Annotated in this window: 17 protein-coding genes and 1 tRNA gene; 14 read left to right on the top strand and 4 right to left on the bottom strand. The window is 60.1% G+C overall.

Annotated features, from left to right (window positions below; all coding sequences use genetic code 11):
* The first annotated feature begins 3 nt into the window (after positions 1 to 3).
* The gene (locus BINDI_RS03635) at positions 4 to 651 is read left to right on the top strand and encodes a metal-sulfur cluster assembly factor (RefSeq protein WP_033490148.1); all 648 of its coding nucleotides are present in this window, start codon (positions 4 to 6) and stop codon (positions 649 to 651) included.
* A 79-nt stretch (positions 652 to 730) separates the two neighbouring features.
* Entirely contained in the window at positions 731 to 2,044 is a 1,314-nt protein-coding gene (locus tag BINDI_RS03630; protein WP_033490146.1) for a uracil-xanthine permease family protein, read from the top strand.
* A gap of 132 nt (positions 2,045 to 2,176) precedes the next feature.
* Here BINDI_RS03630 and BINDI_RS03625 read toward each other — a convergent pair whose 3' ends face one another.
* Complete coding sequence (locus BINDI_RS03625) at positions 2,177 to 3,046, bottom strand: TrmH family RNA methyltransferase (RefSeq protein ID WP_033490144.1); 870 nt, start codon at positions 3,044 to 3,046, stop codon at positions 2,177 to 2,179.
* A 127-nt stretch (positions 3,047 to 3,173) separates the two neighbouring features.
* Positions 3,174 to 3,260 (bottom strand) — tRNA-Leu (locus BINDI_RS03620).
* A 149-nt stretch (positions 3,261 to 3,409) separates the two neighbouring features.
* Between BINDI_RS03620 and BINDI_RS03615 the strand changes: the two genes are divergently transcribed.
* The 6 genes from BINDI_RS03615 (at position 3,410) to era (ending at position 9,049) form a co-directional block, all read left to right on the top strand.
* Positions 3,410 to 4,189 (top strand): 16S rRNA (uracil(1498)-N(3))-methyltransferase, encoded by a 780-nt coding sequence (locus BINDI_RS03615; protein WP_033490142.1) that lies wholly within the window; start codon positions 3,410 to 3,412, stop codon positions 4,187 to 4,189.
* Positions 4,190 to 4,289: 100 nt separating this feature from the next.
* Entirely contained in the window at positions 4,290 to 4,637 is a 348-nt protein-coding gene (locus tag BINDI_RS03610) for a histidine triad nucleotide-binding protein (protein WP_033490140.1), read from the top strand.
* A 106-nt stretch (positions 4,638 to 4,743) separates the two neighbouring features.
* Positions 4,744 to 6,042 carry a PhoH family protein gene (locus BINDI_RS07665; RefSeq protein WP_237742920.1) on the top strand — a complete coding sequence of 433 codons (1,299 nt, stop codon included), beginning with the start codon at positions 4,744 to 4,746 and terminating at the stop codon, positions 6,040 to 6,042.
* Positions 6,039 to 6,611, top strand: a complete 573-nt coding sequence (ybeY, locus tag BINDI_RS03600; protein WP_051875652.1) for an rRNA maturation RNase YbeY — start codon at positions 6,039 to 6,041, stop codon at positions 6,609 to 6,611. The genes BINDI_RS07665 and ybeY overlap by 4 nt, the downstream gene beginning before the upstream one ends.
* A gap of 19 nt (positions 6,612 to 6,630) precedes the next feature.
* On the top strand, positions 6,631 to 8,022 hold the full coding sequence (locus tag BINDI_RS03595) for a hemolysin family protein (protein WP_033490138.1): 1,392 nt from the start codon (positions 6,631 to 6,633) through the stop codon (positions 8,020 to 8,022).
* Positions 8,009 to 9,049, top strand: a complete 1,041-nt coding sequence (gene era / locus BINDI_RS03590; RefSeq protein WP_193345712.1) for a GTPase Era — start codon at positions 8,009 to 8,011, stop codon at positions 9,047 to 9,049. Before BINDI_RS03595 ends, era begins: the two co-directional genes overlap by 14 nt.
* 136 nt (positions 9,050 to 9,185) lie before the next feature.
* Here the strand turns inward: era and BINDI_RS03585 are convergent, their stop codons facing one another.
* Positions 9,186 to 11,204, bottom strand: a complete 2,019-nt coding sequence (locus BINDI_RS03585; protein WP_033490137.1) for an AMP-dependent synthetase/ligase — start codon at positions 11,202 to 11,204, stop codon at positions 9,186 to 9,188.
* A 254-nt stretch (positions 11,205 to 11,458) separates the two neighbouring features.
* Between BINDI_RS03585 and BINDI_RS03580 the strand changes: the two genes are divergently transcribed.
* The 3 genes from BINDI_RS03580 to BINDI_RS03570 all read left to right on the top strand — a co-directional run bounded on the left by BINDI_RS03580 (position 11,459) and on the right by BINDI_RS03570 (position 14,392).
* Positions 11,459 to 12,085: a 50S ribosomal protein L25/general stress protein Ctc gene (locus BINDI_RS03580; RefSeq protein WP_033490135.1), complete on the top strand. Its 627-nt coding sequence runs from the start codon at positions 11,459 to 11,461 to the stop codon at positions 12,083 to 12,085.
* 207 nt (positions 12,086 to 12,292) lie between these two features.
* Positions 12,293 to 13,420, top strand: coding sequence for a branched-chain amino acid aminotransferase (locus BINDI_RS03575; RefSeq protein WP_033490134.1), 1,128 nt, complete (start codon positions 12,293 to 12,295; stop codon positions 13,418 to 13,420).
* Positions 13,421 to 13,663: 243 nt separating this feature from the next.
* A complete protein-coding gene (locus tag BINDI_RS03570) occupies positions 13,664 to 14,392 on the top strand; it encodes a trimeric intracellular cation channel family protein (RefSeq protein WP_237742986.1) in 729 nt (242 codons plus the stop codon).
* Positions 14,393 to 14,427: 35 nt separating this feature from the next.
* On the opposite strand, the gene rpsT is transcribed toward BINDI_RS03570, so the two are convergent.
* Complete coding sequence (gene rpsT / locus BINDI_RS03565; protein ID WP_033490132.1) at positions 14,428 to 14,688, bottom strand: 30S ribosomal protein S20; 261 nt, start codon at positions 14,686 to 14,688, stop codon at positions 14,428 to 14,430.
* Positions 14,689 to 14,831: 143 nt separating this feature from the next.
* On the opposite strand from rpsT, the gene lepA reads away from it, so the two are divergent.
* From lepA to gltB, 3 genes are all read left to right on the top strand, one after another.
* Positions 14,832 to 16,709: a translation elongation factor 4 gene (gene lepA / locus BINDI_RS03560; RefSeq protein WP_033490130.1), complete on the top strand. Its 1,878-nt coding sequence runs from the start codon at positions 14,832 to 14,834 to the stop codon at positions 16,707 to 16,709.
* 1 nt (position 16,710) lies between these two features.
* Complete coding sequence (hemW, locus tag BINDI_RS03555) at positions 16,711 to 18,126, top strand: radical SAM family heme chaperone HemW (protein ID WP_033490129.1); 1,416 nt, start codon at positions 16,711 to 16,713, stop codon at positions 18,124 to 18,126.
* A 234-nt stretch (positions 18,127 to 18,360) separates the two neighbouring features.
* Positions 18,361 to 22,935, top strand: coding sequence for a glutamate synthase large subunit (gene gltB, locus BINDI_RS03550; RefSeq protein ID WP_033490879.1), 4,575 nt, complete (start codon positions 18,361 to 18,363; stop codon positions 22,933 to 22,935).

Below are 22,935 nucleotides of genomic sequence, written 5' to 3'. Positions count from 1 at the left end.
GTGATGAGTTCTTCCGACAATCTGGTACCAGAGCCACAGGATTCCATCCTGGCTTCGGTCAACCGTGCCATCGACGATGAAGGAAAGGCCAGGGCCCTGGCACAGAATCCCACCCAGGCGGAGTCCATCATGGGAATGGGAACCAGGTCCGATCCTGCACCTGTTCGTTCCACGGTGGGATCCCAGAAGGAGGCGGACCAGCCCAAGGACAAGGCTGAGAGTTCACATGGCGAGGAGAGTGCCGACCCTGACGACCAGGTTGCGGAGGAACCGGGGGGAGAGACCTCGGCCATTCCACTGAAAGCCGTTGACGATATCGGTCGGGCGACAGCCCAGGATGTGCGTGAGGCCCTCCACCAGGTCATCGACCCTGAATTGGGTATCGATGTGGTGGACCTTGGGCTGGTCTACGGAATCGAAATCGACGAGCTGGGCCGCGCCATCTTCACGATGACCTTGACTACCCCGGCCTGCCCTCTGACCGACCTGATAGAGGACCAGTGCGCCAGCGTCCTGGCGGGGCTGGTCGAGGAATTCCGGATCGATTGGACCTGGACACCGCGGTGGAGTCTGGACATGATCACCCCTGACGGGCGTGAGCAACTGGCCGCCATCGGCTTCAACTTCGAGAACATGCCCACTTACGACTGAGCCCAGGTCCGACCCAGCGAATACAATGATGATTCCGGTCCGCCGTGACCGGCACGGCGTATGAGAGAAAGCACGCGATATGTCATTTTCCATGGGCTGGAAACTACACGGCGACGGAAAGACACTGGCACCCGGCGAAGTCGTGGAACCGGATGAACGACTGACCTGGCCGCGCACAGCGGGTATAGGCGCACAGCATGTCGTAGCCATGTTTGGATCGACCTTCCTGGTGCCGATTCTGACCGGATTCGATCCGTCGACCACACTCTTCTTCACGGCCTTTTCCACGGCCCTCTTCCTGCTGATCAACAAGAATAAGCTCCCCTCATATCTGGGAAGTTCCTTCGGCTTCATTGCACCGATTGCGGCGGTTACCACCGCCCACAAGGATCTGGCTGTTGCCTCCTTCGGCATCATGGTCACGGGCGCTCTTCTGCTCCTGATTGGTGTCATCGTGCACTATGCAGGATCCAGGTGGATCGATATGATCATGCCGCCCATGGTCACCGGAGCCATCGTGTCAATCATAGGGTTCAATCTGGCCCCTTCAGCCTGGAAGAACTTCAACTCGGCACCCTTGACGGCGCTTGTTACTCTGGTAGCAGTTATGCTGATTTCTGTCCTCTTCAAGGGGCTGATCGGTCGGCTCAATATTCTTCTTGGTGTCCTGGTGGGGTATGTCTTCGCCATAACCCAAGGCGAGGTGGACTTTACAGCTGTAAAGGAGGCCGCTTGGCTCGGGTTGCCTCACTTCCAGTTGCCGCAAGCCGACATGAGTGTCCTGGCCATGTTCATTCCGGTCGTTCTGGTTCTGGTCGCTGAGAACATCGGCCACGTCAAGTCGGTCTCCCTGATGACCGGGCGCGACTATGACGATCAAATAGGCACGGCCCTGATTTCAGACGGTCTGGGTACCTTCTTCGCCGGACTTGGCGGCGGGTCGGGCACCACCACCTATGCCGAGAATATCGGTGTTATGGCCGCCACCAAGGTCTACTCCACGGCCGCCTACTGGTGTGCAGCCTTCTTCGCCTTCCTCCTCAGCCTCTGCCCCAAGTTCGGTGCTGTCATCAACACCATTCCGGCCGGTGTTCTGGGCGGGGTCACAACCATGCTGTACGGCATGATCGGCATGCTTGGCATCCGCATCTGGGTGGAGAACAAGGTTGATTTCGGCAAGTCGGTCAACATGACCGTTGGTGCCATCGTCATGATTGTGGGCATCGCGGACTTCACCTTTGCGGTTGCGGGAATCAGCTTCAACGGCATTGCAATCGGCTCGGTGGCCACCCTGGTCATGTACCACGGCCTCAAGGCCATCGGTCGCTGGCGTGGCACCGTTGACGGCGACGACTACATCCACGAAGACCAGACGAGTCCATCCGAGGCCTGATCCGGGACTCCTATGCAGAAGGCACCCATGCTGCGTAACAGCATGGGTGCCTTTCCTTATAGTCGGTGTGCCGCCGGTAGTCTCGCTGATGTGGTTCGGTTCCTGAGTGTGTCGGGTGCTGGCTGGATCAGATCAGGGGCGCGTCGCGTAGAAGGCCACTGCGCTCGAGGCGGCGACGTTCAGACTGTCCACATGGTGGCTCATGGGTATCCGCACCGTCAGGTCGGCATGGGCTATGGTCTGTCTGGACAGCCCGTCACCCTCTGTGCCGAAGACCAGGGCGAGTTTGTCGATGTGTCCGGGATCCGAAGGGGATGAACGGGGGGAGAGGCGTGCGGTCAGGTCGTCGAGGTTGATCGAGTCGTCACTCAGGGCCATGGCGGCAGTCGTGAAGCCCAGACGGTGCAGGTCCTCCAGTCCCTGGACCGGCCAGTAGCTCTTGTCATCCCCGCCGATTCGGGTCCAGGGCACCTGAAAGACCGTGCCCATGGAAACCCGGGCTGCCCGCCTGTACAACGGATCCGAGCAAGACGGGGACACCAGGACGGCGTCCACATCCAAGGCTGCCGCAGACCGCATCAGCGCGCCGACGTTGGTATGGTCGACGATGTTCTCCATGACGGCCACCCTGGTTGCGGTCCTGCACAGCTGGTCCACAGAGGGGAGGGGCCACCGACGCATGGCAGCCAGGGCACCCCTGTGGAGGCGATATCCTGTGATGGACTTCAACTGCTCGGGACTCGCCACATAGACGGGGACATCCGGTCCGAAAGCGGTATCGACCTGGTTGAACATGCTGGACATCCCATCCAACCAGGGTTCCTCCACCAGGAAGGAGATGGGTTCCACTCCTGCATCCAGGGCGCGGGCAATCACCTTCGGTGACTCGGCGATGAACAGTCCCTTGCTTGGTTCAAGCCTGTTCCTCAGCTGCATTTCCGTGAGGTGTGTATATGCCTCAAGGCAGTCGTCGTCGACCGACCTGATTCGAACGCTGCGCATGGTTCTTCCTCCTTCGTGACGAAGCCCGGATCAGAGACGATGTCTGATCTTGGCACGTTCCGTCGGGAAAGGACGGATTATAAGGAAAAAGCACCATCGGGAATCTCAATCCGATGATGCTGACTCGTGTCCGGAACGGGAGTTGAACCCGTACGCCTGTATAAATAGGCACTAGCACCTCAAGCTAGCGCGTCTACCATTCCGCCACCCGGACAGGTGCGTTTTCGCAACAGAGGATACTATAGCATCTTCCGGCCGGTTTCGCATAGGGGCAGGGTTTGCGTGTCGCATCAGCAGGTGCCGGGCACCTGGCAAACACCGTTCGTCGGAGCGGTTTTCGACCGCCAACGGTAGCCTGAAAGCATGACTGCACCACTCTTCCTGTTGGACCCGCAACAAGATGACACCCCCCTTGCAAGCGACGAGCTGCACACGGGATGGAAACTCGAGCTCCCCCCGCGCATCAGGCGGCATGCCATCCAATCGATGAGGCTGACCGAAGGCAATGAGCTGCAACTTTCCGACGGTCATGGGCTCAGGCTCCAGGCCATCATCAGGGACGCTTCGACCGGTCTGGTCGAAGTGACGGCCGTGGGACGGGAGAGCGGGCCCAGGGTGTCCCTGGTCTTGGTCCAGGCCCTGGCAAAAGGGGGTCACGACGAGAGCGCCATAGACATGGCGACCCAGATCGGGGTCGATGCGGTCCGTCCCTGGCAGGCAGACAGGTCCATCGCCAAATGGAAGGAAGGCCGTACCGATCGCAAGTGGCGTCAGGTTCTGGATGCTGCGACCGAGCAGTCCAGACGTGCCATAACGCCGGAACTCCTACAGGCCATGACCAGTCGGTCTCTGATCCAGGACTGCCGCGAGGCGGCTGCCAGAGGTGATCTGACGGTGGTGCTCCACCAGGATGCCACCATGGCCTGGAGGGATGTCGAGGCCCAGGTCGCCGACATGGCTGAAGGTGGAAGCGTCCGTGTCGTAATCGGTCCGGAAGGGGGGATCAGCATGATGGAGGTTCAGGCCATGATTGAGGCCGGTGCCGTAGCCACCGCCTTGGGTACCAATATCATGCGAGCCTCGACTGCGGGGCCGGTCGCCCTGTCCCTCCTGGCAGGAGCCCTTGGTCGCTGGGAGGGCTGACCGGGGTGACCACGCTTCAATCCGGGCGAAATATCTGGCAAGAACCATATGATGGGAACAGTGCATTTCACACTCGGCAGGGTTCGGACAAGGAGCGACTATGAGTGATTCCCCGCGTGGCGATGACTGCATCTTCTGCAGGATTGTTGCAGGTGATATTCCCAGCCGGAAGGTCTACGAGGACGAGAGCGTCTATGCCTTCCAGGACGCCCATCCCAAGGCCAAGGTCCATGTTCTGGTCGTTCCCAGGAACCACTATGCCAATGTGGCCGAGCTGGCCAAGGCCGAGCCTCAGACCTTGGCCCACATCGTCGAGGTGGCACAGTCCATCGCCGACGAGGAGTTCAATGGGGCTTATCGTTTGATCTTCAACTCGGGGGAGGATGCAGGACAGTCGGTCTTCCATGTCCATGCGCACGTCCTGACAGGTGAGGTCCTGCCCGAGTGAGGGGTGTCGAGTCAACGGAGAGAATGACGTGGCGGTAACGACGCGAACGCTTGACATACCGGCGGAAATCGACCCTGTTCTTGTCCTGGGGCCTGGTGACGCGGTTATGGGTCGAATCGAAAGCGCCTTCCCTCATGTGAATACGCTGATTCGCGGGAACAGGATCGTTCTGACCGCGACCGAGCCAAGGGGGGACAGGGAGGCCAGCCAGGTATACGACCTGCTTGCCGAACTGGTTCAGGCCGCCTATCAGGCACCATTGGATGCCGACCAGGTCGGCAGGCTCCTGGATCACCGTCGTATGGGCGATTCCACCCTGACCGGTGCCGTCGCGGTTTCCGTATCAGGTCGGGGTCCCCGGGACCGTCGTGAGGAGAACAATGGCCGCATGGCTGCCGAGCGAGTCCGGCCGGCAGATGAAGACCGGGAAGTGGGCGGTGCCGGGCATGCGACTGAAGGTATTGCTAACGGGGGTTCCGGTGTTCATGTCGAAAGCCAGTCCGCAGTGAAGTCCGACTCGTGGAACTTCGACAGTGCCACGGATAAGGGAATAGCCGGAGGGAACGGAACGAAGCCGGGACAGAATGGAGACGATGGAATTCCAGGAGGGCACGTGGCTGATGGTATGACGCCGGATACTGATCACCGGGACTCGCTCCGACAGGCAGGATATGACGAAGGAACGCCTTCCGAGACGACCTTCTCCGTGGCGTCGGTCATGAGAAACCCCCTGGCGTACTCGTCAAAAGGCCCCATCCGCCCCAAAACCACAGGCCAGATGGCCTATGTCTCATCCATCCAGACACATACCATCACCTTCGGTATCGGACCGGCGGGAACCGGTAAGACCTATCTGGCAGTAGCCAAGGCGGTGCAGGCCTTCAGGGCCAAGCAGGTCAGTCGTATCATCCTCACCCGCCCGGCGGTCGAGGCCGGTGAGAGTCTCGGATTCCTGCCCGGGACCCTGAATGAGAAGGTGGATCCGTATCTCAGGCCTCTCTATGATGCCCTCTCCGACATGCTGGGCGCCGAGAGGATGCACCATTATCTGAGCAACGAGACCATTGAGGTGGCGCCCCTGGCATACATGCGCGGCCGCACCCTCAACGATGCCTTCGTCATCCTGGATGAGGCACAGAACACCACCCGCCAACAGATGAAGATGTTCCTGACCAGGCTTGGATTCAATACCAAGATGGTCATCACCGGCGACATCACCCAGGTCGATCTGGGCTTGCCGACATCAGGACTCGCCACCATCGAGGAGATTCTTGGCGGGATCGACGACATCGCCTTTGTGCATCTGGAGGCAGGGGATGTGGTTCGTAACCGGCTGGTGGGCAAGATCGTACAGGCCTACGACAAGGCGGGGGCAAAGGCAGATAGGAGGCCTGACAAGGCATGAGCGTCGAAGTCACCAACGAAACCCAGTGGGAGATCGATGCAAAGACCTTCTCGGACCTGGGGGTCTGGGTACTTGATCAGATGCAGGTCAGCACCCAATCCGACATGACAATCATCTTCAACGATCCGGACCCCATGGCCTCCCTGCATGAGCGATGGATGAACCTTGAGGGGCCGACCGACGTCATGAGCTTCCCCATGGATGAACTTCGCCCCGGTGACGGGAGCCGGAAGGTGGAGGGCATTCTGGGCGATATCGTCATCTGCCCGTGGGTTGCGGCGCAGCAGGCGCAGGCGGCCGGGCACTCGGTGATGGAGGAGATGCTCCTTCTGACCATTCACGGCACCCTCCACCTGCTTGGCTATGATCACACCACCAGGGCCCAGGAAGGTCAGATGTTCGGCTTGCAACGTCAGCTCCTGCTGACCTTCCTGTCACTGAGGCAGGGTCCCATGGGCGAGGTCTCGTTGCCATCCGGAGCCTTCAATGCCCTGGCGGCATATGAAGACAGCAGAGACCCTGGTCATGGTCCCGGGACGGGCGTGGTCGGTCATAGGAGTCGTTCATGAATCAGGAAGAGGAGTCGCGATGACCAACCGTTCGATTCTGATACTGGTTGCCCTGGCACTGGTGGTACTGATCCTCGTCGGTCTCTCCCTGATCCTGGCTGCGGCCGAAGGATCGGTGACCAGAGTAACCAGATCCAGTCTGAACAATCTGATTCTGGGCCTACAGACGGACCAGGACCTGAGCCAGTTCTCCCGGATGAAGAGGATCGACAGGATACACAAGGCCCAAAAGCTGATTTCGCAGCGCCAAGCGACCTCAAGCGGGTGCGCCTACTTCAGGATCATCTGCGACATCCTCATCGGCCTTCTGGTGGGTGGAATGACCCAGGTTGCCGGTTTCCCGGTCTGGGAGCAGGTTGTCTGCGGCCTCGTGGCAGCTGTTCTGGTGGCCATGATTTCGGTCACTATTGGTCCTCGGAGGAATGGAGCCAAGCAGCCGCTGGAAATCCTGCTCAGGTACGTTCGCATCATTTCCATCGCTGTTCGACTGGCGCCTTTTAAGAAGAGGCGCATGAACGGTTCCGTATCCATGGGTTCCAGACGGAGTGACCTCTCGGATGACGAGGAGTTGGAGAAGATTCAGATCGAGCAGGGCCGGGCCATGGTCGACCAGCTGGTTGAGGCCGGGGCCTTCGATCCTGAAATATCGGAGATGCTCAAGAACGTCCTCACCCTTTCCACCACCCTGACACGTGAGATCATGGTTCCCAGAACGGATATGATCTGCATGGGGAAGGACACTAGTCCTGAAGCGGCTTTGAAGCTCTTCTCCCGTTCGGGATTCTCCAGGATACCGGTCATCGGGGAGGACATGGATGACCTGATTGGCGTGGTCTACCTGAAGGATGTGGTCAGAGCCATATCACTGGGACGACGGAAGGATGAGGGATCCATCGAGTCCTTCGTGCGTGAGCCGGTACTGGTTCCAGAGTCCAAGCCCGTGGATGACCTCTTCCACTACATGCAGAAATCCAGACACCACCTGGCCGTGGTGGTTGACGAGTACGGTGGCATCGCGGGGCTTGTCACCATCGAGGATGCCATCGAGCAGATCGTCGGTGAGCTGGAGGATGAGCACGACAGGGTCCAGCACGATCAGCCCAAGCAGGTGGGGCCGCATACCTGGAGTCTGCCTGCGCGTACATCCATTGCTGACCTTGAAGAACTCTTCGAGATAGATATTGACGAGGACGATGTGGACACGGTCTACGGACTCCTGACCAAACTGCTCGGCTCGGTACCCGTTGAAGGGTCCTCTGCGGTGACCAGGGGGATCAGACTGACGGCAGCGGACGCAACCGGACGGCGGAAGAAGATAGCGGCCATCATCGTGGAACCAGCTGATGATTCGGACATCACCCTGGAAGAGGAACCGATGGGCCAGGAAGTTGCCGGCAATGAGCAGAACTGACGACAAGGAACAGGAACTGATGAAGGAAAAGAACATCGAGGTGACCGTCCCCGGGAACAATCCGGGAACCTCCAATATCGGGGAGGCCGACGAGGCCGTTGCGGACCAGCCTTATCGCTCGGGCTTCGTGGCCGTAGTGGGCAGACCCAATGTGGGTAAGTCGACTTTGATGAATGCCCTGGTGGGCAGACCCATCGCCATCGCATCGTCACGCCCGGAAACCACCCGTAAGGCCATCCGAGGCATTGTGACCGATCCTCATGCCCAGCTGGTTCTCGTTGATACCCCCGGCATCCACCGGCCCCGAACCCTTCTTGGGCAGAGGCTGAACGATGTGGTGGACGCATCCCTTTCGGATGTCGATGCCATCGCCTTCCTTCTGCCTGGTGACCAGGTCATCGGTCCGGGTGACAAGAGGATTCTGAGCAGGCTCAGGTCGGACTTTGCCCGCAAGGACAAGGACGGGAAGTGGCAGTGGCGTAAGCCCCTGATCGCAGTGGTGACCAAAATAGACCGATTGGACAGGGACTCGTTGGTGTCCAAGCTCATCGAGATATCGGCCTTTGCTGATTTCGACCAGATCGTCCCGGTCAGCGCCCTGACCGAGGACAACGTCCAGGAGGTCAAGCAGGTCCTTATCGATGCCATGCCTGTAGGGCCTCAGATGTATCCGGAGGATCAGCTGACCGAGGAGCGGCCCGAGGATCTTATCGCAGAGCTGGTTCGTGGGGCCTTCCTGGAGGAGCTGGATGATGAGCTGCCCCATTCGCTGGCGGTGACCGTCGATTCGATTGAGCCGCCCGAGGATGGGCAGAAGGCACAGGTGCACGTTTCCATCTATGTTGAGCGTGATTCCCAGAAGCCCATCATCATCGGTCATCGAGCCGAGCATCTGGTGAGGGTCAAGAAGAAGCTGCGGACTGCAGTGAACCGAACCCTTGGTCAGAAGGCAACGCTCGATCTGCATGTCAAGGTGGCCAAGAACTGGCAGGGGGATCCGAAGCTGCTGCAAAAGCTCGGCTTCTGATTCGAACCCGGTTTCTTTCTGCGGTCGGAGGGGTTGTCCGATGCGGATTGAACGAGGTGCGGTGATACTAAAGCAGGCGGCCGTCAGTCGGTATGAACCCGATTGACGGCCGCCTGTCTGTCCGGTGGAACTCTGTTTACCGGCGGGTGGCTTTCGTCTTCTTGGAAACGTACATCCTCGTATTGAGCAGGTCGGCGTACCGCTTGATGACCTTGGGTCGAATCACCTTCATGGAGGGGGTCATCAACCCATTCTCCTGGGTGAATTCCTCGGGGAGAATGATGAACTTGCGAACCGACTCCGCCCGGGAAACACCCTCATTGGCCTTGTCGACGTACTTTTGGACCTCCGCCTTGACCACGGCATTCTCCGCGGCTTCCTGCGTGGACATGTTCTGGTCGAGCCCCTTGGAGGCCAGCCAGGGACGCAGTGCTTCCTCGTTCAGGGTCACCAGGGCGGAGATGAAGGGCCGCTTGTCGCCGAGTATCAGAGCCTGGGAGACAATTTCAGATCGTTCGATGGCCTCTTCGATGGGCCTGGGGGAAACATTCTTCCCGCCGGCAGTGATGATAAGGTCCTTCTTCCTTCCGGTAAGGGAGAGGAAACCGTCGCGTGAAATCCTCCCAAGGTCGCCGGTTGCATACCATCCGTCGGGAGTGAAGGCATCCTCAGTGGCGGAATCGTTCTTGTGATAGCGATGGAAGACGCAGGTTCCCTTGATCTGCACCTCGCCGTCCTGGGCGATGCGAATGGTGAATCCGGGGAAAGGAATGCCGACGGAACCCTTATGGTAAGGGGTGCCCAAGGGGCTGAATGCACAGGGGGCCGTGGTCTCGGTAAGGCCATACCCCTCATAGACCGGCACATTGGCACCGCGGAAGAAGCCGAGGAGCTGGGGGTCCAGGGGGGCGCCGCCGGAAACAATCCATTTTGTCTTGCCGCCAAGGACCTGCCTGAGTGAGTTGTAGACAATTGGGTCGTACATGGCCCTGCGCATGGCATCACGTTTGGTGGGCCATCCCTGGACGGAGATGTCGGTCATGTACTTGCGTGCCGCCTCGGCCGCTCCGGAGAAGATCTTGCCCTTGATGCCGTGGCCCGCCTTTTGGGAAGCGGCATTGTAGACCTTTTCGAAAACGCGGGGTACGCCGATGATGACCGTTGGTTTTGATTCCTGGAGGTCGGGGAGGAGGGTCGCCAGGCCAGAGGAAATGTAGACCTGCATTTCGCCATAGATCACCCCGTAGCTGATGGCTCGGGCGAAGGTATGGGCCTGGGGGAGGAAGAGGAGGATGGACCCCTCCGGATCGTACGTCAGATTGGGGATGAAAGCGTTCAGGTTCCTGGCGAGCTGGCAGTAGTGCTCATGGGTCATCTCCACACCCTTGGGCGCAGCCGTCGACCCGGATGTGTAGACGATGGAGCAGAGGTCGCTCTTTCTGATTGAGTTGATCCGCTGGTCCAACTCGGCATCGCTGATTGATTCCCCATAGGCCTGGAGCTCCTGAAGGAGGCCGGATTCAAGGCAGGAGATGCGCTCGAGGGTGGGGCAGTCCTTTTCCGCTCCATCGGCCTTGGCTTTCATATCGGCCGTCTGGACGACCAGAAGTCGTGCATCGGAGTTGTTGACGATGAACCGGATCTGCTCTGCGGAATCCGTGTCGTAGATGGTGGCGATGACCCCGCCTATGGAAAGGACCGCTGCATCGATGATGTCCCACTCGTAGCTGGTGCGGCACATGAAAGCCACGGCATCGCCCTTCTTGATGCCGTAATGCAGGAAGCCCTTGGCGGTCTTGCGGATATCGTTCAGGACCTCCCGTCCGGTCCTATAGGTCCAGGCGCCGTTTTCGACGAAGTGAAGCACGGGCTTGTCCGGGGTGCGGCGTGCACGATCCGCGTAGATGTCGTACACGGTCATGGTGTCGGGTACCGGGTCCATGCCATCGGTCCGGGCCGTCATCAGACCCTGGTCCATGAAGGTGGTGGTGGCATAGTCCGCAGACCAGAAGTGCTTGGTGGGTAGTCCTGTATTGTCCTGGTCGGTCATGCGGCCAGTCCCTGCAGTGTTAGCCGTGTTCGGGTTCCCCTTCGGGTCATCCTCATGGCCCACATAGTGCGTCACGTAAGACTTGACCGATGTTAATATCGACACATTGACTCCTTATGACAATCAGTTATGTCAAGGATACCCGTGGTCTTGGAAATTCCCGGTCTATTGTCCACCTTGGCAACTGGCAGAGGAAGTGGTATATTTGTCGGGTTGCTTTGGCGAGGGAGGCCTTCCGTCTCCGTGATCGACTCGGCGTGATTGTCATCGACCTCCTTACGGGATGGCCCTGGAATCCGACGCGGCGATGCGCCAGGATCGACACAGGCCGATCCTTTACCAACCAAGGAGGAAACAACATGGCGAATACCATCCAGCTCACGGGAGAAGTCCGCGACCAGTTCGGCAAGGGCGCAGCCCGCCGTATGCGCGTGGCCCAGGAGATTCCGGCCACCATCTACGCCGGTGGTGCCCAGCCTGATTACATCAAGCTTCCTATGCGTGAGACCACCCTGGCTCTGCGTCGTGCCAACGCACTGTTCAGCATCGAGTTCGATGGCAAGACCAAGATGGCCGTCGTCAAGGACGTGCAGCGCAACCCGGTCAAGCGCCAGGTGGAGCATGTCGACTTCTACGAGGTCCGTGCGGGCGAGAAGGTCACCGTTGAGGTTCCCGTCTTCATCAATGGTGAGACCAAGGGTGCCGCCGTTGCCTTCATCGACACCCAGAACCTTCAGGTCCGCGCCGATGTCTCCAACCTGCCCGAGCGCATCGATATCAGCGTCGAAGGCCTGTCCGACGGCGACAAGGTCCTGGCCAAGGACATCAAGCTGCCCGAAGGTTCCGAACTGATCATCGACGATCTCGAGGATTCCATCGTCTCTGTCGAGATCCCGAAGGAAGAGGCCGCTGCTCCTGAAGCCGGTGCCGCCTCTGCCGAGGGTGGGGCCGAAGGTGCGGCCTCTTCGGAGGAGTCCGCCGAGTGATTCACCGGTAGCCTTACTTCCGGGGCCGGATTGGCGTGTGTAGCCTTTCCGGCCCCTTTGCTTATCCGGACACCATGCGGATGGCCTCGGTCAGAATGTGAAACATGAAACTCCGCATCCTGGTGTCTATGTCATAGTTCCCTTAACGGCCGCCGTCATAAGCGCAGCGCCCAACAACCCAACCAGCAGTGAGAAGAAGTGGCAAGAATGGCAGATCAATCACATCATGAATCGGCAGCACTGGAGAGCATGGCGAGTTCCTTCCGGGTTGTGCCCAACGACCATCCGGCCAGCGACGAAGAGCGAGCCGGGCTGATCGACAAGCCGGCTTTCGGGCAGCTCTTTTCCGACAATATGGCCCACATGAGGTGGACCCAGGATGAAGGATGGGGCGATCGCAGAATCGAACCTTATGGTCCGCTGGCCCTGAATCCGGGAGCCTCTGTGCTGCACTATGCCCAGGAAGTGTTCGAGGGGCTGAAGGCCTATCATCACGAGGACGGCTCCATCTGGCTCTTCCGTCCTGATGCCAATGCGGAGCGATTCCATAATTCCGCCAAGCGTCTGGCCCTCCCGCCCCTGAGCAAAGAGGACTTCCTTGGCTCGGTGGCGGCCCTGGTCCGACAGGATGCCGGTTGGGTCCCAACGCGTCGCGAGTACACCCTGTATATGCGTCCCTTCATGTTCGCCTCGGAGCCCTTCCTGGGTGTGAGGGCCCCGCATGAGGTTGATTACTGTGTCATCGCCTCGCCATCCGGCCCTTATTTCGCAGGTGGAGTCAAACCGGTCAGCATCTGGGTTGAGGACAAGTGGTTCCGCACAGGCCCCGGAGGCACCGGTTTCGCCAAGTGCGGCGGTAACTACGCCGCCTCCCTCCTGGGAGAGCAGCGAGGCAAGGCCGAGGGGTGCGAACAGGTCTGCTTCGTCGATGCGGCGAGCAAGACCTTCCTGGAGGAACTGGGGGGCATGAACATGTTCGCAGTTCACAAGGATGGACATCTGGAGACCCCCAGCCTGACGGGAACCATCCTCCCGGGAGTGACCAGGAACTCCCTGATCCAGCTGGCCAATGACCAGGGACGCGACGTAGTGGAGACCATGATCCGTCTCCAGGACCTTCTCGAGGACATCAGGTCGGGTGAGGTCACGGAGGTCTTCGCCTGCGGAACCGCAGCCATCATCACACCCATCGGTCGCTTCAAGTCGGAGGAGTTCGACGTCCAGGTCTCCGACGGTGGCTCAGGCCAGGTCACCATGGATCTGCGCAACGAGCTCCTGGGCATTCAGCTGGGTGAAAAAGAGGACCCGCACAACTGGATGTGGAAAGTCTGCTGAGACTGATTTGAGAGCGGACGGCGGACCGGTATTCTTCGAGAATACGGTCCGCCGTTTTTATATGGTTTCAGTTTCTGCAACCGGCATGTGGCGGACAGACCTCCGTTAGGCTTGGACCGAATACAGACCGGGGCCGGTTCAACCTGGCCCGTTTGAAAGGCAGGGGCATGAAGACCGTCTTGGAGGGCAATCTGATCTTCCTGGCCATCGAGTATCTGGGTATCTTCAGCTGCGGGCTTGCCGGTGGTTCTGGCCGCTGTACGCAAGCAGTTCGATATCATATCCATCCTTCTGGTTTCCTGGATCACGGCCCTCGGGGGAGGAATCGTCCGTGATGTAATGCTGGGGCAGGTGCCGCCGGTTGGCATCACGGACAAGGGAGCCGTGCTGGCAACCATCCTCTCCGGCCTGGTCGTGGCCGTGGCCCATCCCGAGATAGACCGGATGAAGTGGCTCCTCCTTGTCACCGACGCCATGGCCTTGGGGGCCTTCGCGGTCAACGGCACGGCCAAGGCCCTTGGTCTGGGAAGCGGCGGGATGACGGCCATGTTCCTGGGGATGGCCACAGCTCTGGCCGGTGGTCTTCTGCGGGATGTCCTCCTCAACCAGATACCGGCGGTCATTCAGGACAAGCACTGGTACGCCATGCCATCATTGATAGGCTGCTTCCTGACGCTGGTGGTTGTGCGGTGCCGGGAACGAGGGTTCTACACCACTGAGGTTGAGATGCTGCTGGAACTCTTCGTCGTTGCTCTGATTGTGGCCCTCAGGTTGCTCTCGGTCAGATTCGACATCGTCATCCCCGGGGCGGTCAAGCGCAGCAAGGCCCATCTGCCGATGAGCGATGAACAGATAGGTGCGGCCATCAGGCACATGCTTCGTGGAAGGTCGGATCTGAAAGTGACCATATCGTCCAAGCGCTCGGTTCACCGTCGTCGGGGCATCAAAAAAGACCACCATCCCAGCGCTTAGGATGGTGGTCCAGTTCGGTTCGAAAACCGGTGAGGTCAGAGCGCGTTGATGGCGGTGGCCAGACCGGACTTGCGGTTGGCGGCCTGGTTGCGGTGAATCACACCCTTGCCGGCGGCCTTGTCCAGGCGGCGGGCGGCAACCTGGTAGGCGGCCTGTGCGGCCTCCTTGTCACCTGCATCCACGGCCTTGCGGACGGAACGAACGGAAGTCTTGATGGCGCTCTTGACTTCCTTGTTGCGCAGGTGTGCCTTCTCGTTGGTGATAACCCGCTTCTTCTGCGACTTGATGTTTGCCAATGTTGCTCCAAACGATGTATGTAATCTGTACAGACAAGCGTAAATACTAGCACGGGTTGCGGATAAGAAGCCGCTCCCGGAGGATCATGGCCCAGGGCATCGGCTAGAATCGATAATCCAAGCTTAGATAGGAGAACAGCCCGGTGGAGCATGCCAAGAATCAACCAGGATTCACCGACCAGTCGCTGATCCGTAATTTCTGCATCATCGCCCACATCGACCATGGCAAGTCCACGGTGGCCGACAGGATCCTGCAACTGAGCGGAATCGTACCCCAGCGAGAGATGCATGACCGCTTCCTGGACAGGATGGACATCGAGCAGGAGCGGGGAATCACCATCAAATCCCAGGCGGTCCGCCTTCCCTGGATGAAAGACGGCACGGAGTACACCCTGGGCATGATTGACACCCCGGGCCACGTTGACTTCACCTACGAGGTATCGCGTGCCCTGGAAGCCTGCGAGGGGGCCGTCCTTCTGGTGGACGCCACCCAGGGTATAGAGGCACAGACCCTGTCCAACCTGTATATGGCCCTGGATGATGATCTGACCATCATTCCCGTCCTGAATAAGATCGACCTTCCCTCTGCCGAGCCCGACAAGCACGCCGAGGAAATCGCCAACCTGATCGGATGCGATGTGGACCAGGTCCTCCGCGTCTCGGGAAAGACCGGTGAAGGGGTAAGGGAGCTGGTCGACAGGATAGTTGATGAGGTCCCCCCTCCCGAAGGCGACCCCAAGGCCCCGGCGCGGGCATTGATTTTCGACTCCGTCTACGACTCCTATCGGGGGATTGTGACCTACATCCGCATGGTGGACGGGGAGCTCAAAGCCCGGCAGCGAATCCGGATGATGAGTCTGGGCACCGTTCACGATCCCATCGAGCTCGGCGTGATCAGCCCCGATATGGCACCGACCAAGGCTCTGGGGGCCGGCGAGGTGGGCTACGTGATCACCGGCGTCAAGGATGTCAGCCAGTCCAAGGTCGGCGACACGGTAACCTCCGAGGCCAACCCGGCGGCAGAGCCGCTACCTGGATATCAGGACCCCCAACCCATGGTCTATTCGGGTCTCTTCCCGATTGACAACGCACAGTTCCCCGAGCTCAGGGACGCCCTGGACAAGCTCAAACTCAACGATGCCGCCCTGGTCTACGAACCTGAGACCTCCGTGGCCTTGGGCTTCGGCTTCCGGTGCGGATTCCTCGGGTTGCTCCACATGGAGATTGTGACCGAGCGCCTGAGCCGCGAGTTCGACATGGATCTGATCGCCACAGCCCCCAACGTCACCTACCAGGTGACCATGGAGGACGGGAGTGGACACCTGGTCAAGAACCCCAGCGAGTTCCCGGAGGGGAAGGTCAGGAAGATCACCGAGCCGGTGGTCAATGCCGACATCATCACCCCCAAGGAGTTCATCGGGTCGGTGATGGAACTCTGCCAGGATCATCGTGGACAGATGGGGACCATGGAGTATCTGAGTCCTGAACGCGTGGAGATGCACTACAAGATGCCCCTCGCCGAGATTGTCTTCGACTTCTTCGACCAGCTCAAGAGCCGGACCAAGGGGTACGCCAGCCTGGACTACCAGAGCGCCGGCACCCAGTCGGCCGAACTGGTCAAGGTCGATATTCTCATCCAAGGGGAAAAGATCGATGCCTTCTCGGCCATCGTCCACAAGGACAAGGCATACTCCTATGGAGTCATGATGACCAAGAAGCTTCGCAAGCTCATACCGCGGCAGCAATTCGAGATTCCCATCCAAGCGGCAATCGGATCAAGGATCATCGCCCGCGAGACCATCAGCGCCTTGCGTAAGGACGTGCTTGCCAAGTGCTATGGCGGCGACATCACCCGAAAGCGCAAGCTCCTTGAAAAGCAGAAGGCAGGCAAGAAGAGGATGAAGATGCTGGGGCATGTGGAGGTCCCCCAGGAGGCCTTCATCGCGGCCCTGAGCACCGAGCAGGCCAATGACCGGGATACCAAGGACAAGATTCGCGCAGCGGCCAAGAAGGAGGGGTGAGGTGGAGGAACGGCCTCCCTTCGAGGTTTACATCCATGTTCCCTTCTGCCTGAGGCGTTGCGGGTACTGCGACTTCAATACCTATACGGCCACCGACCTGGGCGGGGGAGCCAGCAGGGGAAACTATGCCGATCTTGCCATTCGCGAGATGCGGATGGCAAAGGCCTGGCAGGAGTCGCGAGGTATAACCGAGCCGGCGATATCCTCTATCTTCTTCGGCGGCGGTACCCCCACCATCCTCCCGCCTGGCGATCTTGTTCGGATGGTTCGTGCGGCAGGTGACCTCTGGGGCCTCGAAGAAGGGGCTGAAATCACCACAGAGGCCAATCCCGATACGGTCGATGCAGCCTATTTGGAAACCCTGCTTCGTGGTGGGTTCACCAGGGTATCCTTCGGGATGCAGTCGGCTGTCAGTGACGTACTCAAGACCCTGGACCGTACTCATACGCCGGCCAATGTAGACGCCAATGTACAGGCTGCGCGGTCCCTGGGACTCGAAGCCAGTGTGGATCTGATCTACGGGACGCCGGGGGAGAGTCTTGAGGATTGGCGGACCAGTCTTGAGGCGGCCTTGGACCTCGGTGTTGATCATGTCTCGGCCTATGCCCTGACCCTGGAGCCCACCACCAAGATGGGCAGGGCGGTGGCCGCAGGCCGTCTTCCCGGCCCCAACGATGATGATGAGGCCGCCAAGTACGAGTTGGCCGATGACCTCCTGTCGGCGGCCGGCCTCGGATGGTACGAGGTGTCGAACTGGTCCCGACCCGGATACGAGTGCAGGCACAACCTTGGGTACTGGCACAACGTGGACTGGGCAGGCATAGGGCCTGGGGCCCATTCCCACTACCTTCCGGCTGAGGCGGGCAGTGAGCGCCGTGGCAATGACCTCCAGAACGTATTGGCCGCGAGTGCTCCCGCGTCGGGATTCCGCCGTACCAACTCCCCGGAAGTCGCCTCAACGGGGAGTGGAGAACTCCAGGACCCATGCAATATCGACGACACGGCATCACCGGGAGCTGTGCGGGATGATGAAGTGACCCTGCCCTGGTGGCAGCGTCCCCATCCCGACTCCCATGAACTGACGGGCGCCTCGCTACGCTCTTGGGACATCTCCCATCCCAGGGCCTGGGCCGAGAGCATGAGTCATGGCCTGATCCCCTGGCAGGGGGCGGAAGTGCTTACCGGATCCCAAAACCTGGAGGAAACGGTCATGCTTGGGCTTCGTCTGAGCGAGGGGCTGGACCTGAATAGGCTTGAAACCATGTCGGGTCGCCGTCCCTCCCGGGAATTCCTGCAGGGGTTGATTCATCAGGGTCTTGTCGAAGTGGCTGGCCCCAGGGTCAGAGCCACCCGGCAAGGCAGGCTGCTGAACGACCTGGTCGTCGAGCGGGTGCTGGAGTCCATCGGAACCTGGTAATCGGCGGGTGGGCGCTCCGCCCGACCTTTTCATCTTGCGTCGCCCGAAACGCGCCCCTCGGTTCTCCGACTGTATGGAAAGAGGCAGTGGAGATTCCAGGGGCCGCACTTCCGATAAGTAACACGGATGTGATACGCGGATGGGTTATTCTATGAAGTCACTACTACTCTGTCGCCGAATGGGGCATCCGAAGCGTCCCCGTCGTGCTACCGGTCCAAGAATGGGGTGATTGCGGTGTCCTTCCAGGCTCCTCTTGATCTGCACGTCCATCAGCCCCGGGGTCTTTATGACCCCTCTGCGGAGCATGATGCCTGCGGTATCGGCATGGTGGCCACCCTCAACAAGCAGGACGAGCGGAGAATCATCGACGAGGCCATCCAGGTTCTGGTGAACCTGGACCATCGAGGTGCCGTGGGTGCCGAGCCCAACACGGGCGACGGGGCGGGAATCATGATTTCCATGCCCGACCTGTTCATGAGGAACAGCCTGGATGTCGACCTGCCTCAAGCAGGTCACTACGTGGCGGGCCTGGCCTTCCTTGACAGGGATCCGGTCAAGGCCTCGGAGGAAGAACAGGCCATTGCCGCCATTGCCGTCGAAGAGGGGCTGGAGGTCCTGGCCTGGAGAGTGGTTCCCACAAACCCGGATGGTCTGGGTCTTCAGGCCCTTTCCACCATGCCCCTCTTCAGAACCCTGGTCCTGCAGGATGCCGACCTGGCCCGACGGAGCGGTATCGATCTGGACAGGCTTGCCTATCGGGTCCGCAAAAGGGCCGAGCATGAAGTCGGCGTCTATTTCGCCTCCCTTTCCTCCAGGACCATCACCTACAAGGGAATGCTGACCACCATGCAGCTGACAGGGTTCTTCCCTGACCTGTCGGACCCGACGATGAAGGCCCGGGTGGCCATCGTCCACTCCCGCTTCTCCACCAACACCTTCCCATCCTGGCCCCTGGCCCAGCCCTTCCGACTCATTGCCCATAACGGGGAGATCAACACGATTCAGGGGAATCGGAACTGGATGTCCGCCAGAGAGGGTCGTCTCAGGTCCGAACTTCTGGGCGATATGGAGCCACTCCTGCCCATCACCACCCCGGGGGGATCCGATTCCGGCACCTTTGACGAGACCTTGGAACTCCTCCACCTGGCCGGTCGCTCCCTGCCGCACGCCATATCCATGATGCTCCCGCCGGCATGGGAGAAGGACCCGGACATGGACCCCGACCTAAGGGCCTTCTACGAATACAACAACACCCTGATCGAGCCTTGGGACGGCCCCGCTTCAATCGTCTTCACGGATGGGCGTCTGGTCGGTGCCCAGTTGGACAGGAACGGACTGCGTCCCGGGCGCTGGCAGGTCACCGACGATGGACACCTGGTTCTGGCTTCCGAGGCCGGGGTGCTGGATAAGACCCCGCAGGATCACATACTGAGGAAAGGCCGCCTCGAACCAGGGAAAATGTTCCTGGTGGACACGGATGAGGGCAGGCTCATCTCCGATGATGAGATCAAACACGAACTGGCCAGTAGCCATCCGTATCGCAAGTGGGTGTCCGAGAACACCTTCTGCCTTGACGACCTCCCAGAGCGTGCCCATGTCAACCACTCAAGGGTTTCGGTGCAGCGTCGTCAGCGTGCCTTCGGCTACACCCAGGAGGATCTGAAGCTCATCCTTGGACCCATGGCCCAGAACGGTGCGGAGCCGATAGGCTCCATGGGCAACGATGCGCCCATCGCCGTCCTGTCCGACCGGTCGCGGATGCTGTTCGACTACTTCACCCAGAAGTTCGCGCAGGTCACCAACCCGCCCCTGGACTGGGAGCGTGAGGAGGTTGTGACCAGCATCGCTTCCGCTATCGGTCCGGAACCGAACCTTCTGGAGGATCTGCCACAGCACGCCAAGAAGATTCGCATAGATCTGCCTGTGGTTGATTCCGACCAGATGGCACAACTGAAGCGTCTGGAGCATGCCAGCATTCTGGGCGGGCATTACAAGCCCTATCTGGTGCGCGGCCTCTATCAGGTTGCCGGAAAGGGACCTGCCTTGAAGGAGCGTCTTGATCAGATATTCCAGGAGGTCGATCAGGCCATAGCGGTAGGCAGCAACGTGCTGATTCTCTCAGACAGGGATTCCAACCACACCTGGGGGCCCATCCCTTCCCTTCTCCTGACCAGCGCCGTCCAGCATCACCTCCTGCGTAGCCACACCCGAACCCAGGTCTCCCTGGCGATCGAAGCCGGCGACGTGCGTGAGATACATCATGTGGCCCTGCTCATTGCTTACGGAGCCGCCTGTGTAAACCCCTATCTGGCTTTGGAATCGGTGGAGAACCTCGCCAATTCAGGCTATCTGAGTGTCACTCCGGACCAGGCCTCCGCCAACCTGGTCAAGGCGCTGAGTACCGGGGTCCTCAAAATCATGAGCAAGATGGGCGTCAGCACCATCATGTCGTACCGGGGAGCCCAGCTCTTCGAGGCCATAGGACTCAGCCAGGAGGTGATCTACCGGTACTTCACCGGGACCACGTCGCGGGTTGGAGGCATAGGTCTCGACGAGATAGCCGAAGAGGTGGCCATCAGGCACCGGGTGGCCTATCCCAATCAATGGACCGCCAGGCCCCACAGAAACCTCAAGACCGGAGGTGATTACAAGTGGCGCCGCACCGGTGAAAACCATCTGAACGACCCCCAGGCCATCTTCCTCCTTCAACAATCGACACAGCGTGGCGACTACGGGCTGTTCAAGGAGTACAGCCGTTATGTCAATGACACCTCCAACAGGATCATGACCCTGCGCGGACTGATGAAGCTGGTCCCCAAACGTCAACCGATTCCCCTGGACCAGGTGGAGCCCGCCACTGAAATCGTCAAGCGGTTCTCCACCGGAGCCATGAGCTACGGGTCCATCTCGCAGGAGGCCCACGAGACACTCGCCCTGGCCATGAACCGTATAGGGGCAAGGTCCAATTCCGGTGAGGGTGGTGAATCCCAGGACAGGATCGACGATCCGGAGCGGACCAGCAGGATCAAGCAGATAGCCTCTGCACGGTTCGGGGTCACCAGCGACTACCTGGTTTCGGCCACCGACCTGCAGATCAAGTTGGCCCAGGGAGCCAAGCCCGGCGAGGGTGGACACCTGCCCGGGGCAAAGGTGCCGCCCTGGATAGCGGAGGTGCGCCGTGCAACCCCCGGTGTCGAGCTGATTTCCCCTCCTCCCCACCACGACATCTACTCCATCGAGGATTTGAAGCAGCTGATTCACGACCTCAAGATGGCCAATCCCAAAGCCCGGATCCACGTCAAGCTGGTTTCCGAGTTCGGTGTGGGGACCGTCGCCGCCGGTGTAGCCAAGTGCCATGCCGATGTGGTCCTGATCTCCGGTCAGGATGGTGGAACCGGGGCGGCCCCCCTGAACGCCATCAAACATGCAGGCACCCCCTGGGAGATTGGTCTTGCGGAGACCCAGCAGACCCTGATCATGAACGGGTTGCGGAGCAGGGTGGTCGTCCAGTGCGACGGCGAGCTCAAAACCGGTCGAGATGTGGTCGTAGCGGCACTTCTCGGAGCTGAGGAATTCGGGTTCGCCACCACCGCCCTGATGGTGGAGGGGTGTGTCATGATGCGCGCCTGCCAGAAGAACACCTGTCCCCAGGGCATAGCCACGCAGGATCCAGAGCTTCGAGCCAGGTTCCAAGGCAAGCCCGAGCACGTGATCAACTTCTTCATGTACATCGCCGAGGAGGTACGCGAAATCCTGGCTCAGCTCGGGTTCGCCACCCTTGAGGAGGCGGTGGGTCATGTGGAGTGTCTGAACCAGGACAAGGCGGTAGAGACCTGGAAGAGCCAGGGCATCGATCTCGCCCCGGTACTTGTGCAGCCCGGTCCCACACCTGGAACCATCCTTCATCACACCGAGGATCAGGATCACGAGCTGTCCGGCTCCATGGACAGGGGGCTGATAGAGATGGCTCGCCCGGCCCTGGAACGCAAGGAGCCGGTCCGGATCGAAGAGCCTGTGAGAAACGTCGACAGGACCGTCGGTACCATGCTGGGGTACGAGATCACCCGCAGATACCGTGCCGAGGGGCTTCCGGAAGACACCATCGACATCACTCTCCATGGGTCTGCCGGACAGTCGGTGGGTGCCTTCATTCCCAAGGGTGAGACCATCAGGGTCTATGGCGAAGTCAACGACTATGCCGGCAAGGGGCTCTCCGGCGGATGCCTGGTCGTCAGGCCCGAGGAGGGTATCCGGTTCGATCCGCACACCAATGTCATCTGCGGGAACGTGGCCGGTTTCGGCGCAACGTCAGGTTCCATGTATGTGGCAGGCCAGGCCGGAGAACGATTCGCCGTCAGAAACGGTGGCGGCCGCTTCGTGGTTGAAGGTGTTGGAGACCATGGTTGCGAGTACATGACCGGAGGGACCGTGGTCGTCCTGGGGCCGACCGGACGCAACTTCGGTGCCGGTTTCTCCGGTGGGGACGTTTACGTCCTGGACCTGGACATGACCAAGGTCAACCCCGAGGCCAAGGAGAGCGGATCTCTGAAGTTCCTGGTCCCCGACGAGAGCGATGCCGAGGAGCTATTCGGCCTGGTCAAGTCCCATGCCGAGCAGACCGGTTCCGTCACGGCCGAGACACTGGTGCGCAACTGGACCGCATCCCTGCGCCGCTTCACCCACGTGGTCCCGAGGCAGTATCTGGCCATGAAGGAGGCCATGGAACTGGCCCGACGGAACCAGGTGGACTTCAACGCCCCGGGTGTTTGGGAGCAGACATACGAGCAGGTCATGGAAGGAGCTCACTGA

Origin of the sequence: Bifidobacterium [indicum] DSM 20214 = LMG 11587 (genome assembly GCF_000706765.1) — a bacterium.
Lineage (GTDB): Bacteria > Actinomycetota > Actinomycetes > Actinomycetales > Bifidobacteriaceae > Bombiscardovia > Bombiscardovia coryneformis.
The sequence above is the reverse complement of the archived record's forward strand: the minus strand, read 5'-3'. Positions and strand labels throughout refer to the sequence as shown.